The sequence below is a fragment of the Sandarakinorhabdus sp. genome, assembly GCF_987265915.1.
This window is the reverse complement of sequence record NZ_OZ503948.1, coordinates 555,290-570,774: the sequence shown is the minus strand read 5'-3', so window position 1 is coordinate 570,774 and position 15,485 is coordinate 555,290. Positions and strand designations below refer to the sequence as shown.

Below are 15,485 nucleotides of genomic sequence, written 5' to 3'. Positions count from 1 at the left end.
TTCGAACTGTAACCTGAATGTCGCGCCACTGCATAGGGGGCGATTGCCGGTGCTGCGCCCTGTCGCAGCAAATGCACGGTGAAACCACGCACGCGTCCGCGCAACTTGGCGGCCCCATTGCCCTTTGTGCGTACATCTGCCATGCGCCGCGCCTGTTGTTGGATGCCGCTCCCCAGATGAACGCGCCCCTTTCCCCTTTGCTCGGTCCGGTCGCGCGGCGGCGCACCTTTGCCATCATTTCGCATCCTGATGCCGGCAAAACGACATTGACCGAAAAATTGCTGCTGTTCGGCGGCGCCATCCACGCCGCCGGCGAAGTGCGCGCGCGCGGGCAGAACCGCCGGGCGCGATCGGATTGGATGAAGATCGAGCAGGCGCGCGGCATTTCGGTCACCTCCAGCGTGATGACCTTCGAACGCGGCGGCATCACCTTCAACCTGCTCGACACGCCGGGCCACGAGGATTTTTCCGAAGACACGTATCGCACGCTGACCGCGGTCGATTCCGCCGTGATGGTGATCGATGCGGCCAAGGGCATCGAAGCGCAGACGCGCAAGTTGTTCGAAGTCTGCCGCCTGCGCGACGTGCCGATCATCACCTTCATCAACAAGGTCGATCGCGAAGGCCGCGACCCGTTCGACCTGCTCGATGAAATCGCCGACATGCTGGCGCTGGAGGTTGCGCCGTTGAACTGGCCGGCCGGCATGGGCGGTGAATTCACCGGGCTTTATGATCTGAAAACCCATCGCTTTCACCGGCCCGATGGCAACGACAGCCGGCTGGCCGGCGATGTCGTCCAGGTGACGGGCCTCGATGATCCGCGCATCGATGCGCTGGCCGGGCCGATGGCCGGGCGCTTGCGCGAACAGGCGGAACTGGCCGAAGGCGGCTATGCCTCGCTGGATATCGAACAATATCGCGCCGGCGCACTGACCCCGGTGATCTTCGGATCGGCACTGAAGGATTTCGGTGTTGTCGATTTGATCGAGGCGCTGGCCAATCTGGCACCCAGCCCCCGCCCGCAACCGGCGCTGCCCGCTGCGGTCGATCCGATGGGCGCGCAGGTTTCTGGTTTCGTGTTCAAGGTGCAGGCCAACATGAACCCGCAGCACCGCGATCGCATCGCCTTCCTGCGGCTGGCCAGCGGGCGGTTCCGGCGCGGCATGAAGCTGAAGCAAATGGCCACCGGCAAGATGATCGCCATCAACTCGCCGATCTTCTTCTTCGCGCAGGATCGTGAAATTGCCGACGAAGCCTGGCCGGGCGACATCATCGGCATCCCCAACCACGGCGTGCTGCGGGTGGGTGACAGCCTGGTGGAGCGCGACGATGTGACCTTCACCGGCATTCCGAATTTCGCGCCGGAAATCCTGCGCCGCGTGCGGCTGGATGATCCCACCAAATCCAAGCAGTTGAAAACCGCGCTCACCGACATGGCCGAAGAGGGCGTGACGCAATTGTTCAAGCCGGCGATCGGCAGCCAGTGGATTGTCGGCGTGGTGGGCCAGTTGCAGCTGGAAGTGCTGATCAGCCGGCTGGAGGCCGAATATCGCGTCGCCGCCAGTTTTGAAGCCAGCCCGTATGATACGGCGCGCTGGATCGGCGGCGCCCCGGCCGATGTGAAAAGCTTCATGGAGGAGCATCGCAGCGCCATGGCCGAAGATCGCGATGGCGCGCCGGTGTTCATGGCGCGCGACAATTGGGATCTGAATTTCGTGCAAGGCCGTTATCCGGCGATCCGCTTTTCCGCCACACGGGAACGTGCGTGATGGCCAGCCTGCCCACCAGCATCGGGACGTTCTGGGGGCTGGTGCGGCCGTATCGCTGGTGGTTCGTCGCGGCGGTTGTCGCGCTGTTCGCAGCACTGCTGGCCTGGCTGGTGGCGACCGCGCCGCTCGGCCGGGCGCTGGAGCCGCTGAAGCAGCCCAGCCTGGTGATCACCGACATGACCGGCAAGCCCATTGCCCGGCGCGGCGATTACAAGGAAGAACCGGTGTTGATCGCGCGCCTGCCGGCCTATGTGCCCGCCGCGCTGATCGCCATCGAGGATCGCCGCTTCAACGAGCACTTCGGCGTTGATCCGGTCGGCATCCTGCGGGCCTTCGTCACCAATGCCCAGGCCGGCGGCGTGCGCCAGGGCGGATCGACGCTCACCCAGCAATTGGCCAAAACCAGTTTTCTGTCCGCCGAACGCAGCGTCAAGCGCAAGCTGCAGGAGATCATCATCGCGCTCTATCTGGAGGCGCGGCTGAGCAAGGACGAGATCCTGCAGAATTATCTCAGCTCGGTGTATTTCGGCGATGGCGCCTATGGCATTCGCGCTGCGGCGCGCACCTATTTCGACAGGGCGCCTGAGCAATTGACGCTCGGCGAAGCCGCCATGCTGGCCGGGCTGGTGCAGGCGCCGTCGCGGCTCGCCCCTTCGCGGCATCTGGAACGGGCGCGGGCGCGCGCCGTGCAAGTGCTGGCGGCGATGGTGGAAACCGGCGCCATCACGGCCGCTCAGGCCAAGGCCGCGCGTGCCGCCGATTATCGTCCGGGTCGCAAGCCACTGCCCACCGGCAGCTATTTCGCCGATTGGGTGCTCGCCGAAGCGCGGGAGGCCAATGATGCCGCCTATGGCGAGACGGTGGTGAAAACCACGCTCGATCCCAAGTTGCAGCGCATCGCCGAAGACATGATCAAGGATGGCCTGGCACGCGCCCGCGGCCTGAATGTCACGCAGGCAGCATTGGTGGCCATGCGGCTGGATGGCCGGGTGGTGGCGATGGTCGGCGGCACGGATTACAAGGCCAGCAGCTTCAACCGCGCCACCCAGGCCCAGCGCCAGCCGGGCAGCTCGTTCAAATTGTTCGTTTATCTTGCCGCGCTGGAGGCCGGGGTGAAGCCCGGTGACACGATCGTTGATGAGCCCATCGAAATCTGCGGGCCGGGCCAGCTACCAGGCGAATGCTATGCGCCGAAGAATGACGATCTGCGCTTCCGCGGCCCGATCAGCATCGCCACCGCTTTTGCCGCCAGCTCCAACATCGCGGCGGTCAAGCTGGCGCAGCAGGTCGGCATCCCGGCAGTGGCGAAGCAGGTGAAGAAGCTCGGCATCGACGGCGGCGTGAGCATCTATCCGGCGATGGCGCTGGGCACCACGCCGATCCCGCTGATCGACATGACCCGCGCCTTTGCCGCGGTGGCCAGCGGCAAATATCCGGTGCGCGCCACCGGCCTGTGGCGCGCCGATCCCTGGCCCGAAAAGGTCGCGCCGACCGAAGCCACCGCAGCCAGCTGGCCGGTGCGCGAAGACATGATGCAATTGCTGCAATCCGCCGTGCGCAACGGCACCGGCAACGCCGCGCGGCTGTCGATGCCGACCTGGGGCAAGACCGGCACCACGCAGAACCACCGCGACGCCTTGTTCATCGGCTTTGCCGGCGATCTGGTGGTCGGCATCTGGGTGGGCAATGACGACAATTCACCGATGGCGGCCAGCCTGGTCGGCGGCGGCCTGCCAGCGCGGCTGTGGAAGGGCTTCATGACCGCCGCCCTGCAATCGGAAGGCCGGCTGGAGCGCGAGGCCGAATTGGCGCCGGTCGAGGTCGACATGGACGCGCTGGCGCTGGATATGGAAGGCATGACTCTGAACCTCGATGGCACGCCGACCGAGCCGCCGCCGCCCGACAGCAACGAAGCCGATGTGCCGCCGGATCCGCCGCAAGTGCCGGCCCTGCCGCCGCCGCAGTAGAAAAAAGGTGCCTCCGGCGGGCAGGGGTGACCCCTGCACCCGGTTGTTTTTGCGTGCGCTGGCGGGGAGGGCGGTTGCCGATCGTCCGCTTTGCGCCTGCCAGCCGGTAGTTCAGCGTGTGCATTGCCTTGCCCCGAAGCAGCCATTCAATCGTTGGCTCTGCAAACAGTAGCGAATGACCGATTTTGGGACGTTGCTGCCGTTCGCGATGTCTACGCCGAACGGCGGGTTTTGGCGAAACCGGACGTTTGGGAAAAATTGTCTTCCTTCGTCACGCCAGCAATCCTTTTAACGCCTTCACTAGCATCCTTTCCCGTTTCTCGACAAACTCCCGGAAGTTGGCAAAAGAAATATCGACGTCAGGAATATAGTGCTTGGCCATATAGTCCTTACGATCCGCCTTGGAGGGAAATTTCTGATTCAGCCACGCATCAAAATCTTTGCCTGATTTCTCCTGATTCGGAACTCCTTCGAGCAGTTGTAAATTGGCGAGACTGTTGAATTTTTCCATGAAAAATTCAACGTCTTTATCGTCAATTCCCGCCTTCGACAGACGCGATTTCGTAAATAACTTTTTTGGGAAAATGTGATCTTGATGGAATTTATTGCGAAAATCCAGCATCGGGTAAAGGAATGCTAGGACAGAGTAGGTGTATGCTTCGCCGTAGCTGTAGTGTAGCAGACTCACGATCTCGTCATCGTCGAATGACAAGGATTTTGTCCCACCCTTCAACTTGCTTGCGATCTCTTCGAACGGAAAACCTGGTTCGGCGTTGTTGATGACATCGCGGATAGGACGAAGCACGTTATCGGGTTGACCACTGAATGTGCGCTTGAGGAGGACGATCACCAGCCATTTGAAAATGGCCTTGCGGTCAGCCTCGTATTTTGATGCGATGGCAAAATTATTGGGGACGCCAATCTTCTTCAGATACAGGGCGATTGGGATCAGGGCGTTGTTGGATGTCAGCGTATCGCGGTGATAACCGAGATTGGCGAGCAGGATAACAGCGGCGCTGATCGCTTTGGCGATGTCATCCCATTGGCGCTCGATATTGAGCATGTTTGCTTTGTTGAAATTGTCTACTTTGAAAGCGATTTCCCGAAATCCGCCGAGGACAAGGCAGCATTTCAGGACGAAGTCCTTGTTAATGTTGAAGCCGTCGCCGATCGCATTCACTTCGTCAACAAATTCCGTGATCTCCTCGCGTGCATCTTTTTCTTTCCATTGAGCCGTGGCGATTGACAGCAGAAGATCAGAATAATTGAGTTGAGTGCCGCCGCTGTTTACGCGGATGAAGATATTGAGAACCTTGTCGAGGTCCTCGCCACGCTCGAGGAAAAAATTGATCGATCTGCTCTTTCGTATGACGTCATGCAGCTTGAATAGAGCTTTATTAGCCAGCCGAAACTTGTCGTTTCCAAACTGCGAAACACCATTATTCAGCAGATAATCATTGACATCGACTGGTTCAATTATGTCGAGAATGTCGCCAACCTTAAACCAGAAATTTTCAGCGTCACGAACCTCAGCTTCCTTTTTTGTCAGGAAGCTAAATTGATACTCGATGTCACTGTCTTCCGTGGGAGCGTGGAAGAGGTTCAAATAGAGATACCGCTTGGGAAAAGCAGCATCATTATCCCAGCGCTTGCGTGGCATTTTATAGGCATATGAACCTTTGAGCCCGATATAAAGCGAAGTCAGGCGCTGTTGGCCATCAAGAATAGCGATAATCCCGGATTCGCCGCTCAGGTTGGCTTTTGGGTTATGGTAGCTGTCGCGCTCGTGGTAGTCACGGACGAATTCATAAAACTGGTATTTGTCGACATTGTTGCGTTCGACTTCCCAGAATAGAAATGAATTAATTGGATAGTCCCGCATAAGTGAGTCAAAGAGCGTCTCAATCTGATCGACGCTCCAGACGAATTCGCGCTGGATTGCGGGAAGCAGGTAATTTTTGCGGTGAATGTTGTCGATGGCGTCCTTGATCGTGATCGGTTCAACAAATGCCATCTTTCCCTCCAGCCATACTTCCAAGTTCGTACCGCGTTCAATATCACCTCATTCATTGGCAAAGGCAATGTCCGGAATGGCTTGGCGATTTCGGTGACATAGATAAGTCGAGGCAAAATATCTTGATTTCATCCAAGCTGCAGCAACCGCGCCTATTTGCGACGTCATCTTCTGTTAGAAATTGAGCGCGTTGCTGGTAGGTGATTCCACGGTCGCCGGCGACCGGTTCCGGCGGCAGCGGTCATTTGCCGCCCGGTTGGTCAACGACTTGTTCTGGGTCGGAAGCAGCCATGCTCGTTTGGCATTTGCGAATGGCGGCAATTGCGGCAGCGCGTCCAAACTGTCGCAAAGCACCGCCCGAAAACAATCGGGTGCAGGGGTCACCCCTGCCCGCCGGAGGCTAATATTTTGCCTTAATCCTTGTACAGCCGATCCAGCCGCTCGCCATACACTTGCCGCAGCACATGGCGCCGGATTTTCAGCGAGGGCGTCAATTGCTGGTTGTCGGTGCTGAACGGTTCATCGGCGATGATCACCCGGCGCACCTTTTCGATGACGCTCAGCCGCTGGTTGACCCGGTCCACCGCGGCCTGGATCGCCCGCACATATTCGGGTTCGTCGCGCAATTTGTGCAGATCGGCCGGCAGGCCCTTGTCGCGGGCGAAGCCCAGCGCCCATTCGGCTTCGGGGACGACCACGCCGACGAGATAGGGCCGCTTGTCGCCATAGACCATCGCCTGGGCGATTTCGTCCTGCAGGGTGAGCATGCCTTCGACGCGCTGGGGCGCGACATTGTCGCCCTTGTCGTTGATGATGATGTCCTTCTTGCGATCGGTGATCACCAGATGGCCATCCTTGTCGATGTGGCCGATGTCGCCCGTGTAGAGCCAGCCGTCTTTCAGGGCCTTGTGGCTTTCGGCGTCGTTCATCCAGTAACCGTCCATCACCAGCTCGCCGCGCACCAATATCTCGCCATCGGGCGCGATCTTGATCTCGACGCCGGTGAGGGGCGGGCCGACGGTGTGCATCTTCAGCCGGGCGCGCGGCCGGTTGCAGCTGATCACCGGGCCGGCTTCGGTCTGGCCATAACCTTGCAGGATGGGGATGCCGATGGCGGTGAAGAAGATGCCGACTTCCGGATTCAAGGGCGCGCCGCCGGCGACCATGCCGCGCAGGCGCCCGCCAAATTTGGCGCGGATGGATTTGCGGATCGTGCGTTCCAGTGCCTGATCGATCAGCTTTTCCGCCAGGTTGAGCGTCTCGCCCTTGGCTTCCTTGCGCGCGATGGCCAGCGCCTGGTTGAGCAGCGTGATCGCCAGCCCGCCCTGCTTCTCGATCTGCTTGGCGATGCGCATGCGCAGCACTTCGAACAGGCGCGGCACCACCACCATGAAGGTCGGCTTGGCCTCCTCGATGTTGCTCGCCAGCTTTTCGAGCCCTTCGGCATAGACGATCTGCCCGCCCATCCCCATCGGCATATACTGCCCGGCGGTATGCTCATAGGCGTGGCTGAGTGGCAGGAAGGACAGGAAGATCTCGCCCTTGGCCTCGGGCGGCGGATCGGGAAAATCCTGCTCGATCACGGTGATGGCGCCGGAAATGTTGCGCATGATCGCGCCATGATGCTGGCGCACGCCGCGCGGGGCGCCGCCGGTGCCGCTGGTATAGATCAGGCAGGCCAGATCATCGCGGTTCATGGTGGCGCGCGCGCGGACGGCGGCGCGATCCTCATCCAGCATGGCGCCGCGGCTGGCGATCAATTTGCCCCATTCGTGGATGGCGAGGCCCTGCACATCCTGCACGGGATCGATGGTGACGACGATGCGGCAGGATTCGGTGGCCAGCATCGCCGGCAGCAGATTTTTCGCCAGTTTCGGCCCCGATACCACCACAGCGCGCGCGCCGCTGTTGGTCAGGATATGGGTATGGTCCGCTTCGGTGTTGGTGGTGTAGGCCGGCACGCTGATGGCGCCGGCGGCCATGATGGCCAGATCAGCCAGGCACCATTCCGGGCGATTTTCCGAAACGATGCACACGCGGTCGCCGCGCTTGATGCCGTTCGCGATCAGCGCTGCCGACAGGCTGGCCACCGCGTCACGCGCCTCGGCCCAGCTCATCGCGCGCCACTGGCCGCCGATCCGCGCCGTCAGGAACGGCAGCGACGGTTGTTCATCGGCGCGATCCAGGAACATCGTCACCAGATTTGGCGTCTGATCGATGCGGGCCGCAATGGCGGCAGGCCGCATTGGCGGCAATTTCGGCAACATCACCCTCTCCCCGCAGCGGCTTCGTTCGCCGCCATCTTGTTGGTTCAGTATCCGGCCGGCCGGCCTTCGCCGCGCGCATCGGCGCCGCCGCGCCAGCCACCCGCCACGCGCTGCACGCCATTCAATTTCAGCGGCAGCGCCGTCGCCACCGGTTGATGGCCCATGGCGGTCAGGGCCGGAATCATCGTTTCAAGATAGGTGCCCTTTTCCACCGAAAGGCGATCGCCGATCGCGATCAATTGCGGCAGCGCAATCGCCTGTTCCACCGGCAGCCCCCAATCGAGCACGCCGATGATCGCCTTGGTCACCTGGGCAATGATGGTCACCCCGCCGGCGGCACCAATGGCCAGGATCGGCTGCCCCTTGGCATCATAGACGATGGTGGGCGACATGGCGGAGCGCGGCCGCTTGCCCGGCTGGACATGATTGGCGGTGAGCTTGCCCTGATCTTCCGGCGCGAAATTGAAATCGGTCAATTCATTGTTAAGCACGAAGCCGTTCGACACCAGGCCCGAACCGAAGGTCTTTTCCACCGTCGAGGTCCAGGTGGTGATGTTGCCGGCGGCATCGGCCACGGCGAAGTTGGTGGTGCCAGCCACTTCATTGTCCGCCGCCGTCACCCGCGCCACCGGCGCCCCGGCTGGCATGCCGGCGACCACCTTGGCCATGCGCGCCCCGGCGCTGATCAGACCGGACCGCGTGATAAGATAGGCCGGATCGGCGAGGCCCTTGGTCGGCACCGCGACAAAGCCCGGATCGCCGATCCATTTTTCGCGATCGGCATAGGCCAGCCGCTGGCTTTCGGCGAACAGATGCCACGAAACCGGATTGTCCTTGCCCAGCCCGGCCATGTCGAACCGCTCGAGTTGCTTCAGCATGGCCAGCACGCCGGTCCCACCGGACGAGGGCGGGCCCATGCCGCACACCTTGTATTGGCGATAGCTGCCGCACACCGGCTCGCGCACCTTGGCCTGATAGGCGGCGACATCGGCCAGCGTCATCGCGGTGGGATTGGCTTCGGCCGTCGTCACCGTCTGCACGATGCCTTGCGCGATTGCGCCTTTGTAGAAGGCATCTGGCCCCTGCACGGCAATCGTGCGCAGCGTGGCGGCGAGCTTGTCATTGCGGAAGATGGTGCCGGCCTGCAGCGGCGCGCCAGCCTGGTCATAATAAAGCGCGCGGCCTTCCGGGCCGGCCTGCTTCAGACTGTCCTGCCCGAAGGCGATGAAGCGCGCCAGGGTCGGCGAAATGGCAAAGCCTTCGGCCAGACGGATGGCGGGTTCGAACAATTTGGCCCACGGCAGCTTGCCCCAGCGCTTGTGCGCCTCGGCGGCGAGCGCGACATTGCCCGGCACGCCGACACTGCGGCCACCGGTGGCGGCCTTCATGAACGGCATCGGCTTGCCGGCATCATCCAGGAACTGTTTCGGGCTGGCGACGCCCGGCGCGGTTTCGCGGCCATCGATGGTGCCGAGCGCGCCCTTGGCCGGCTGATAGACGATGAAGCCGCCGCCGCCGATGCCGCTCGATTGCGGTTCCACCACGGTGAGCGCCAGCATGGTGGCGATGGCGGCATCGGCCGCGCTGCCGCCCTGTTTCAGGATGGACAGGCCGGCTTCGGACGCCATCGGATTGGCGGCCGACACTACGGCCTTGAACGGACCGGCCCCGGCGGTGCTGGCGGCTTGCACTGGCCCGCTGTCAGCGTCTTTCGGGATGGGCTGGGCCGCGGCAGCAGTGGCGAGCAGGGAAGCGGCGAGGAGCGTGAAGCGGATCATGATGGCCGCACCTTAAGCCGATTTAAGCCCAAGAAAAGTGCCTAAACCGCAGGGCCTGTCACAGATCATGTTGCAGCACGTGCACGTCAGACACGCGAAAGCCCAGCGCCCGGTAGAAGCCAAGCACCGCATCATTGCCCGCGCGCACCATCAGATTGAGCCGCGGCACATCAGCGACGCGCAGCCAGTCCATGGCGGCGGCCATCAAGGCGCGGCCGTGGCCCGCGCGGCGACAATCATCGGCGACGGCCAGATAATAGACCCAGCCGCGATGACCATCATGGCCGACCATCACGGTGCCCACCAGCCGTTCGCCGTCGTGTGCGGCGAGGATGGTGGAGGATGGCCCGGCCAGCGCGCGCATTGCATCGGCCACCGGATCATTCCACGGCCTGGTCAGGCTGGCAGCGTGCCACAGCGCCACCGCCGCCGGAATGGCGTCTGCGGCCAGCGGCGCGATCATCCCACCGCTTCGCCCACGCTGGCGAAGCCATCACGGCGCAGCAGGGCGGCGAGTTCCGCCTTGATGCGCGTCACCAACCCCGGCCCGTGATAGACCAGCGCCGAATAAAGCTGCACCGCACCCGCCCCGGCGCGGATGCGATCATAGGCGTCCTGCCCGCTGGCGATGCCACCCACCGCGATCAACGGCAATTGCCCGCCGGCCTCGGCGCGGAAACGCTTGAGCGCGGCCAGCGCCAGCGGTTTCAGCGGCGCGCCGGACAGGCCGCCCATCTCCCCGGCGTGGGCACTGGCCAGCGCGGGCCGCGCCAAGGTGGTGTTGGAAACGATCAGCCCGTCGATGCCGCCATCGATGCAGGCGCGGGTAATGACGGCCCAATCATCTTCGCCCTGATCGGGGGCGACCTTGACGAAGACGGGCACCTCCAGCGCGCCGCGCGCCGCCATCACCCGCGCGATCAGATCGGCCAGCGCCGCGCCGTCCTGCAGGCTGCGCAAACCCGGCGTGTTGGGCGAGGAGATGTTGACCGTGACATAGGACGCCAGCGGCGCCAGCGCGCGCAGGCCCACGGCATAATCATCGGCGCGGTCTGCACTGTCCTTGTTGGCGCCCAGGTTGATGCCGACGATTCCCGGTTTGCCGCGGCGGGCAGCAAGGCGGGCGTGGGCGAATTCGACGCCCCTGGAATTGAAGCCGAAGCGGTTGATGACGGCTGCATCCTCGACCAGCCGGAACAGCCGCGGCTTGGGATTGCCCGGCTGCGGGCGCGGGCAGACGCTGCCGCATTCGACAAAGCCGAAGCCCAATTTCAGCATCGCGTCCGGCACTTCGGCATCCTTGTCGAAGCCGGCGGCGAGGCCGATGGGATTGGGCAGGCGCAGCCCTGCAAATTCCGTGGCCAGGATCGGATCATCGGCCGGCGCGGCCGGAACCAGCCCGGTTTTCAGCGCCGCCATGGTCAGATTGTGCGCGACCTCCGGGTCGAGCGCGAACAGCAGGGGGCGGACGAGCGAAAACATGGGACGCGCATGGCAGGGGGCACGCCCCCGTTCAATCCCCATCTTCCTCTTCACGCCCGACCAGGGCGAGCGCCCGCGCGCGGCGCTGATTGAGCGCGCACCAATGCACCAGCGCCTCCTCGCGGCCGTGCGTTACCCACACTTCGGCGGGGTTCAGTTCGGTGATGGTGGCGGTCAGTTCGTCCCAATCGGCGTGATCGGAAATCACCAGCGGCAGTTCGATGCCGCTCTGCACGGCGCGCTGGCGCACGCGCATCCAGCCCGATGCCATGGCGGTGATCGGATCGGGCAAGCGCCGGCTCCACACATCACGCAACGCCGATGGCGGCGCGATGATGATATGGCCTTTCAGCGCATCGCCCTTCAGCAGGCCGACGGGGCGAAGATCGCCCAGTTCGATGCCGTGCGCCTGATAAAGTTCGCACAGCGCCACCATCGCGCCGTGCAGATAGATGGGCGCGTCATGCCCGGCCCGGCGCAGCTCGGCGATCACCCGCTGCGCCTTGCCGAGCGCATAGGCGCCCACCGCGACGCAGCGATCCGGATTGGCATTGAGCGCGGCCAGCAGTTTGCGGATTTCCTGCCCCGTATCGGGGTGGCGGAACACAGGCAGGCCGAAGGTGGCTTCGGTGATGAAAATGTCGCATGGCAGGGCCTCGAACGGCGCACAGGTCGGATCGGGCCGGCGCTTGTAATCGCCCGACACGATGATGCGGGTGCCGGCCTTTTCCAGCACCACCTGCGCCGATCCCAGCACATGGCCGGCCGGCAACAGCATCAGCGATATGCCATCGCCCAGCGCCAGCCGCTCGCCATAGGCCAGCGCCTGCCCGCCCGGCTGCGGCCCGAAGCGGTGGTGCATGATGCCGAGTGTTTCAGCGGTGGCCAGCACCTTGCCATGCCCGGCGCGGGCATGATCGGCATGGCCATGGGTGATGATGGCGCGCTCCACGCTGCGTGACGGATCGATCCAGGTGTCGATGCCGGGCAGATACAGACCCTGCGGCTGCGGGATGATCCAATCAGGGCTGGGCATCGAACGGGTTCACCAACGGCACGTCGAGTCCCTGGAAATCGCCGATATTGCGGGTGACGATGCCAACGCGGTTGGCGAGCGCGATGCCGGCGATCATGGTGTCGCGGATATCGACGGGTCGGCCGATGGTGCGCCGCTCTGCGGCCAGCAAGCCGGCGCGCTCGGCCGCAGCCTGGTCAAATGGCAGGATCCGGCCGGCAAAACGCTCGGCCAACAAGGCGGCAAAGCGCAATTCCAGCCCGACTCGCCGTTGGCCGAAGGGCAAGGTTGCAAGTCCCTGGCGAATTTCCATGACCGTCACCGCGTTGCCCAACAGATTGTCACTGCGCTGCGCGTCAATCCAGCGCGCCACATTCGGGTTGCATGGCACCCGCATCAATTCGGAAATGATGTTGGTATCGATCAGCCAGCGCGACACCGAAATCGGCTCAATCAAAGTCGACGGGCCGGATGGTCTGGCCCTTCCATTCCTCGATCGGTTCTTCCAATCCGCAATCGGCGAACAATGTTTGCATATAGGTGGCCAAGCCCGTTTCCGGCGGCTCGACGGCCTCCGCCAATATTGCCCGCGCCTCTGCCTCAAGGCTGCGGCCATGCCGCGCTGCCCGGCGGACCAGCCCGGCCTTCACATGATCATCGAGGTTGCGAACAAGAATCTGCGCCATGCGCATGTTGATATCACGATATCACCGCCTTCGCCAGACTGGCCGCGGCACCCACCTTGGCTATAGGTTGGCAGCGTGACCCTGCCCCACATCATTGCCACCTGGTTCGCGCAGCGCGGCTGGCAGGTGCGTGACCATCAGCTGGCGATGATCGATGCCGCACACCGGGGCCGCCATGCGCTGCTGACAGCACCCACAGGTGCGGGCAAAACGCTGGCCGGGTTCCTGCCGACCCTGTCCGATCTTGCCACCGGCAGCCATGAAGGCCTGCACACGCTCTATATCTCGCCGCTGAAGGCGCTGGCGGTCGATGTGCAGCGCAATCTGATCACTCCGATCGCCGAAATGGGCCTTCAGATCACGGTCGAAACCCGCACCGGCGACACGCCATCGGACCGCAAGGCCCGCCAGAAAGTGCGGCCGCCGCAGATCTTGCTCACCACGCCGGAAAGCCTCGCCATCCTGCTCTCCGCCCCCGAAGCCGCTGCCATGATGGCCGGCGTCAAGCGCGTGATCATCGATGAAATCCACGCCTTCGGCACCACCAAGCGCGGCGATCAGCTCAGCCTGTGCCTTGCCCGCTTGGCTCGCCTCGCCCCCACCATGCAGCGCGTCGGCCTGTCCGCCACCATTGCCGATCCCGAAAGCTGGGCCGGCTGGCTGGCGCCGGATGCCGACGCGGATCAGGTGGATATCGTGCGCGCCCAAGGCGGCGCCGCGCCCGATATCGATATCCTGGTCATCGACGACCGCATCCCGTGGGGCGGCCACAATGGCCGCTGGGCGGCGCGCGCTGTCATGAAGCGCATCGAAACGGCGCGGTTGGCCATCGTATTCGTCAACACCCGCGCCGTGGCCGAACTGGTGTTCCGCGATCTGTGGGCGGAAAATGATTCTGCCCTGCCGATCGGCATCCACCATGGCAGCCTGGCCCCCGAAGCCCGGCGCAAGGTGGAGGCGGCGATGGCCGCTGGCCGGTTGCGGGCGATTGTCGCCACCGCCAGCCTCGATCTCGGCCTCGATTGGGGCGATGTCGATCTGGTCATCCAGATGGGCGCGCCCAAGGGCGCATCGCGGCTGCTGCAGCGCACCGGGCGGGCCAATCACCGCATGGACGAAGCCAGCCATTGCCTGATCGTGCCGGGCAATCGCTTTGAATATCTGGAGGCCTTTGCGGCGCGCGATGCTGTGTCAGTGGGCGAACTCGATCCCGACGGCTTTCGCCCCGGTGCGCTTGATGTGCTGGCCCAGCATGTCATCGGCTGTGCCGCTGCCGGGCCATTCCACCCGGACGACCTCTATAATGAAGTGAAGAGCGCCGCGCCCTATGCCGGCCTGACCCGCGAAAGCTTCGATGCCGTGCTGAACTATGCCGCCACCGGCGGCTATGCGCTGAAGGCCTATGAACGTTACCAGCGGCTGATCGCCATGCCCGACGGCCGGTTGCGGCTGCGATCGGCGGCGCTGGGCCGGCAATGGCGGATGAACAGCGGCACCATCGTTGAGGCCGTCGCCATGAACATCGTGTTCGGGACGGGAAAGCCGGGGCGCGGTGGCCGCCGCCTGGGCCAGGTCGAGGAATATTTTGCCGGGCAATTGCTGGTGGGCGACAGTTTCATGTTCGCCGGCCAGGTGCTGGAGGTGACCGGCTTTGATGGCGCCGATGTGCATGTGCGGCTGGGGCGCGGCAATCCCAAGGTGCCAGTCTATGCCGGGGGCCGCATGCCGATGACGACGCGGCTGGCGATGCGGGTGCGCGGCCTGATGAACACGCCGGCGCGCTGGCCGGAAATGCCGGGCGATGTGCGCGAATGGCTGGATATCCAGGCGCGCGTGTCGCGGCTGCCGGGGCTGGACGATGTGCTGGTGGAGACGTTCGAGCGCGATGGCCGCTGGTATCTGATCGCTTATGGCTTTGCCGGCCACCCCGCCCACCAGACCCTGGGCATGTTGATCACCCAACGCATGGAGCGCGCCGGGTTGAAGCCCTTGGGCTTTGTCGCCAGCGATTATGCCATGGCCTGCTGGAGCCTCGATCCGGTCGATGATCCGCGCCCGCTGTTTGATCCCACCGTGCTGGAGGATGAGTTGGCGGCCTGGCTGGCGGCGTCCCCCTTCCTGCGCCGGGCGTTCCGCGAAGTGGCGATCATCGGCGGCCTGATCGAGCGCACCCAGCCCGGCGTGGTCAAGACCGGCAAGGCGATGAGCGTGTCGTCCGATCTGATCTATGACGTGCTGCGCCGACACGAGCCCGATCATCTGCTGCTTGCCGCGGCCTGGACCGACGCGCGCGGCAAGTTGACCGACATCGATCGATTGGCGGCGCTGCTGGAACGCGCGCATGCGCAGTTGACCCATGTGCGGCTCGATCGCGTGTCGCCGCTGGCGGTGCCATCGCTGCTCACCATCGGCCGCGAACGCGTGGGCGACAGCGCCGATTCGGCCCTGTTGCTGGAGGCCGAAGCGCTGATTGCCGAAGCGATGCGGGTCGATTAGGCCGAATTGCG

At 63.6% G+C, this 15,485-nt stretch carries 11 protein-coding genes; 3 read left to right on the top strand and 8 right to left on the bottom strand.

The genetic code is table 11. The features are described 5' to 3' along the window. Positions 1-176: 176 nt before the first annotated feature. Together AC6UUM_RS02730 and AC6UUM_RS02725 are read left to right on the top strand one after the other, a co-directional pair. Positions 177-1,769: a peptide chain release factor 3 gene (locus AC6UUM_RS02730; RefSeq protein WP_500803820.1), complete on the top strand. Its 1,593-nt coding sequence runs from the start codon at positions 177-179 to the stop codon at positions 1,767-1,769. Next, positions 1,769-3,736, top strand: a complete 1,968-nt coding sequence (locus tag AC6UUM_RS02725; protein ID WP_500803819.1) for a transglycosylase domain-containing protein — start codon at positions 1,769-1,771, stop codon at positions 3,734-3,736. Before AC6UUM_RS02730 ends, AC6UUM_RS02725 begins: the two co-directional genes overlap by 1 nt. A gap of 271 nt (positions 3,737-4,007) precedes the next feature. On the opposite strand, the gene AC6UUM_RS02720 is transcribed toward AC6UUM_RS02725, so the two are convergent. From AC6UUM_RS02720 to AC6UUM_RS02685, 8 genes are all read right to left on the bottom strand, one after another. Beyond that, a complete protein-coding gene (locus AC6UUM_RS02720) occupies positions 4,008-5,750 on the bottom strand; it encodes a DUF262 domain-containing protein (protein ID WP_500803818.1) in 1,743 nt (580 codons plus the stop codon). Between the two features lie 413 nt (positions 5,751-6,163). Beyond that, the gene (locus AC6UUM_RS02715) at positions 6,164-7,996 is read right to left on the bottom strand and encodes an AMP-dependent synthetase/ligase (protein ID WP_500803817.1); all 1,833 of its coding nucleotides are present in this window, start codon (positions 7,994-7,996) and stop codon (positions 6,164-6,166) included. Between the two features lie 65 nt (positions 7,997-8,061). Beyond that, a complete protein-coding gene (gene ggt / locus AC6UUM_RS02710) occupies positions 8,062-9,795 on the bottom strand; it encodes a gamma-glutamyltransferase (RefSeq protein ID WP_500803816.1) in 1,734 nt (577 codons plus the stop codon). 58 nt (positions 9,796-9,853) lie between these two features. After that, a complete protein-coding gene (locus AC6UUM_RS02705; protein WP_500803815.1) occupies positions 9,854-10,258 on the bottom strand; it encodes a GNAT family acetyltransferase in 405 nt (134 codons plus the stop codon). Continuing rightward, entirely contained in the window at positions 10,255-11,277 is a 1,023-nt protein-coding gene (locus AC6UUM_RS02700; RefSeq protein ID WP_500803814.1) for a quinone-dependent dihydroorotate dehydrogenase, read from the bottom strand. The genes AC6UUM_RS02705 and AC6UUM_RS02700 overlap by 4 nt, the downstream gene beginning before the upstream one ends. A gap of 31 nt (positions 11,278-11,308) precedes the next feature. After that, positions 11,309-12,313 carry a ligase-associated DNA damage response exonuclease gene (locus tag AC6UUM_RS02695; protein ID WP_500803813.1) on the bottom strand — a complete coding sequence of 335 codons (1,005 nt, stop codon included), beginning with the start codon at positions 12,311-12,313 and terminating at the stop codon, positions 11,309-11,311. Further along, on the bottom strand, positions 12,300-12,731 hold the full coding sequence (locus AC6UUM_RS02690) for a type II toxin-antitoxin system VapC family toxin (protein ID WP_500803812.1): 432 nt from the start codon (positions 12,729-12,731) through the stop codon (positions 12,300-12,302). The genes AC6UUM_RS02695 and AC6UUM_RS02690 overlap by 14 nt, the downstream gene beginning before the upstream one ends. A 10-nt stretch (positions 12,732-12,741) precedes the next feature. Continuing rightward, on the bottom strand, positions 12,742-12,978 hold the full coding sequence (locus AC6UUM_RS02685) for a FitA-like ribbon-helix-helix domain-containing protein (RefSeq protein WP_500803811.1): 237 nt from the start codon (positions 12,976-12,978) through the stop codon (positions 12,742-12,744). Between the two features lie 75 nt (positions 12,979-13,053). Between AC6UUM_RS02685 and AC6UUM_RS02680 the strand changes: the two genes are divergently transcribed. Then, positions 13,054-15,474, top strand: a complete 2,421-nt coding sequence (locus AC6UUM_RS02680; RefSeq protein ID WP_500803810.1) for a ligase-associated DNA damage response DEXH box helicase — start codon at positions 13,054-13,056, stop codon at positions 15,472-15,474. The last annotated feature ends 11 nt before the right edge of the window (positions 15,475-15,485 follow it).

Bases quoted from the DNA above. Each gene is read 5' to 3' on its own strand.
- AC6UUM_RS02730 (WP_500803820.1), top strand. From the start codon at position 177: ATGAACGCGCCCCTTTCCCCTTTGCTCGGTCCGGTCGCGCGGCGGCGC.
- ggt (WP_500803816.1), bottom strand. From the start codon at position 9,795: ATGATCCGCTTCACGCTCCTCGCCGCTTCCCTGCTCGCCACTGCTGCC.
- AC6UUM_RS02705 (WP_500803815.1), bottom strand. From the start codon at position 10,258: ATGATCGCGCCGCTGGCCGCAGACGCCATTCCGGCGGCGGTGGCGCTG.
- AC6UUM_RS02695 (WP_500803813.1), bottom strand. From the start codon at position 12,313: ATGCCCAGCCCTGATTGGATCATCCCGCAGCCGCAGGGTCTGTATCTG.
- AC6UUM_RS02700 (WP_500803814.1), bottom strand. From the start codon at position 11,277: ATGTTTTCGCTCGTCCGCCCCCTGCTGTTCGCGCTCGACCCGGAGGTC.
- AC6UUM_RS02720 (WP_500803818.1), bottom strand. From the start codon at position 5,750: ATGGCATTTGTTGAACCGATCACGATCAAGGACGCCATCGACAACATT.
- AC6UUM_RS02725 (WP_500803819.1), top strand. From the start codon at position 1,769: ATGGCCAGCCTGCCCACCAGCATCGGGACGTTCTGGGGGCTGGTGCGG.
- AC6UUM_RS02715 (WP_500803817.1), bottom strand. From the start codon at position 7,996: ATGCGGCCTGCCGCCATTGCGGCCCGCATCGATCAGACGCCAAATCTG.
- AC6UUM_RS02685 (WP_500803811.1), bottom strand. From the start codon at position 12,978: ATGGCGCAGATTCTTGTTCGCAACCTCGATGATCATGTGAAGGCCGGG.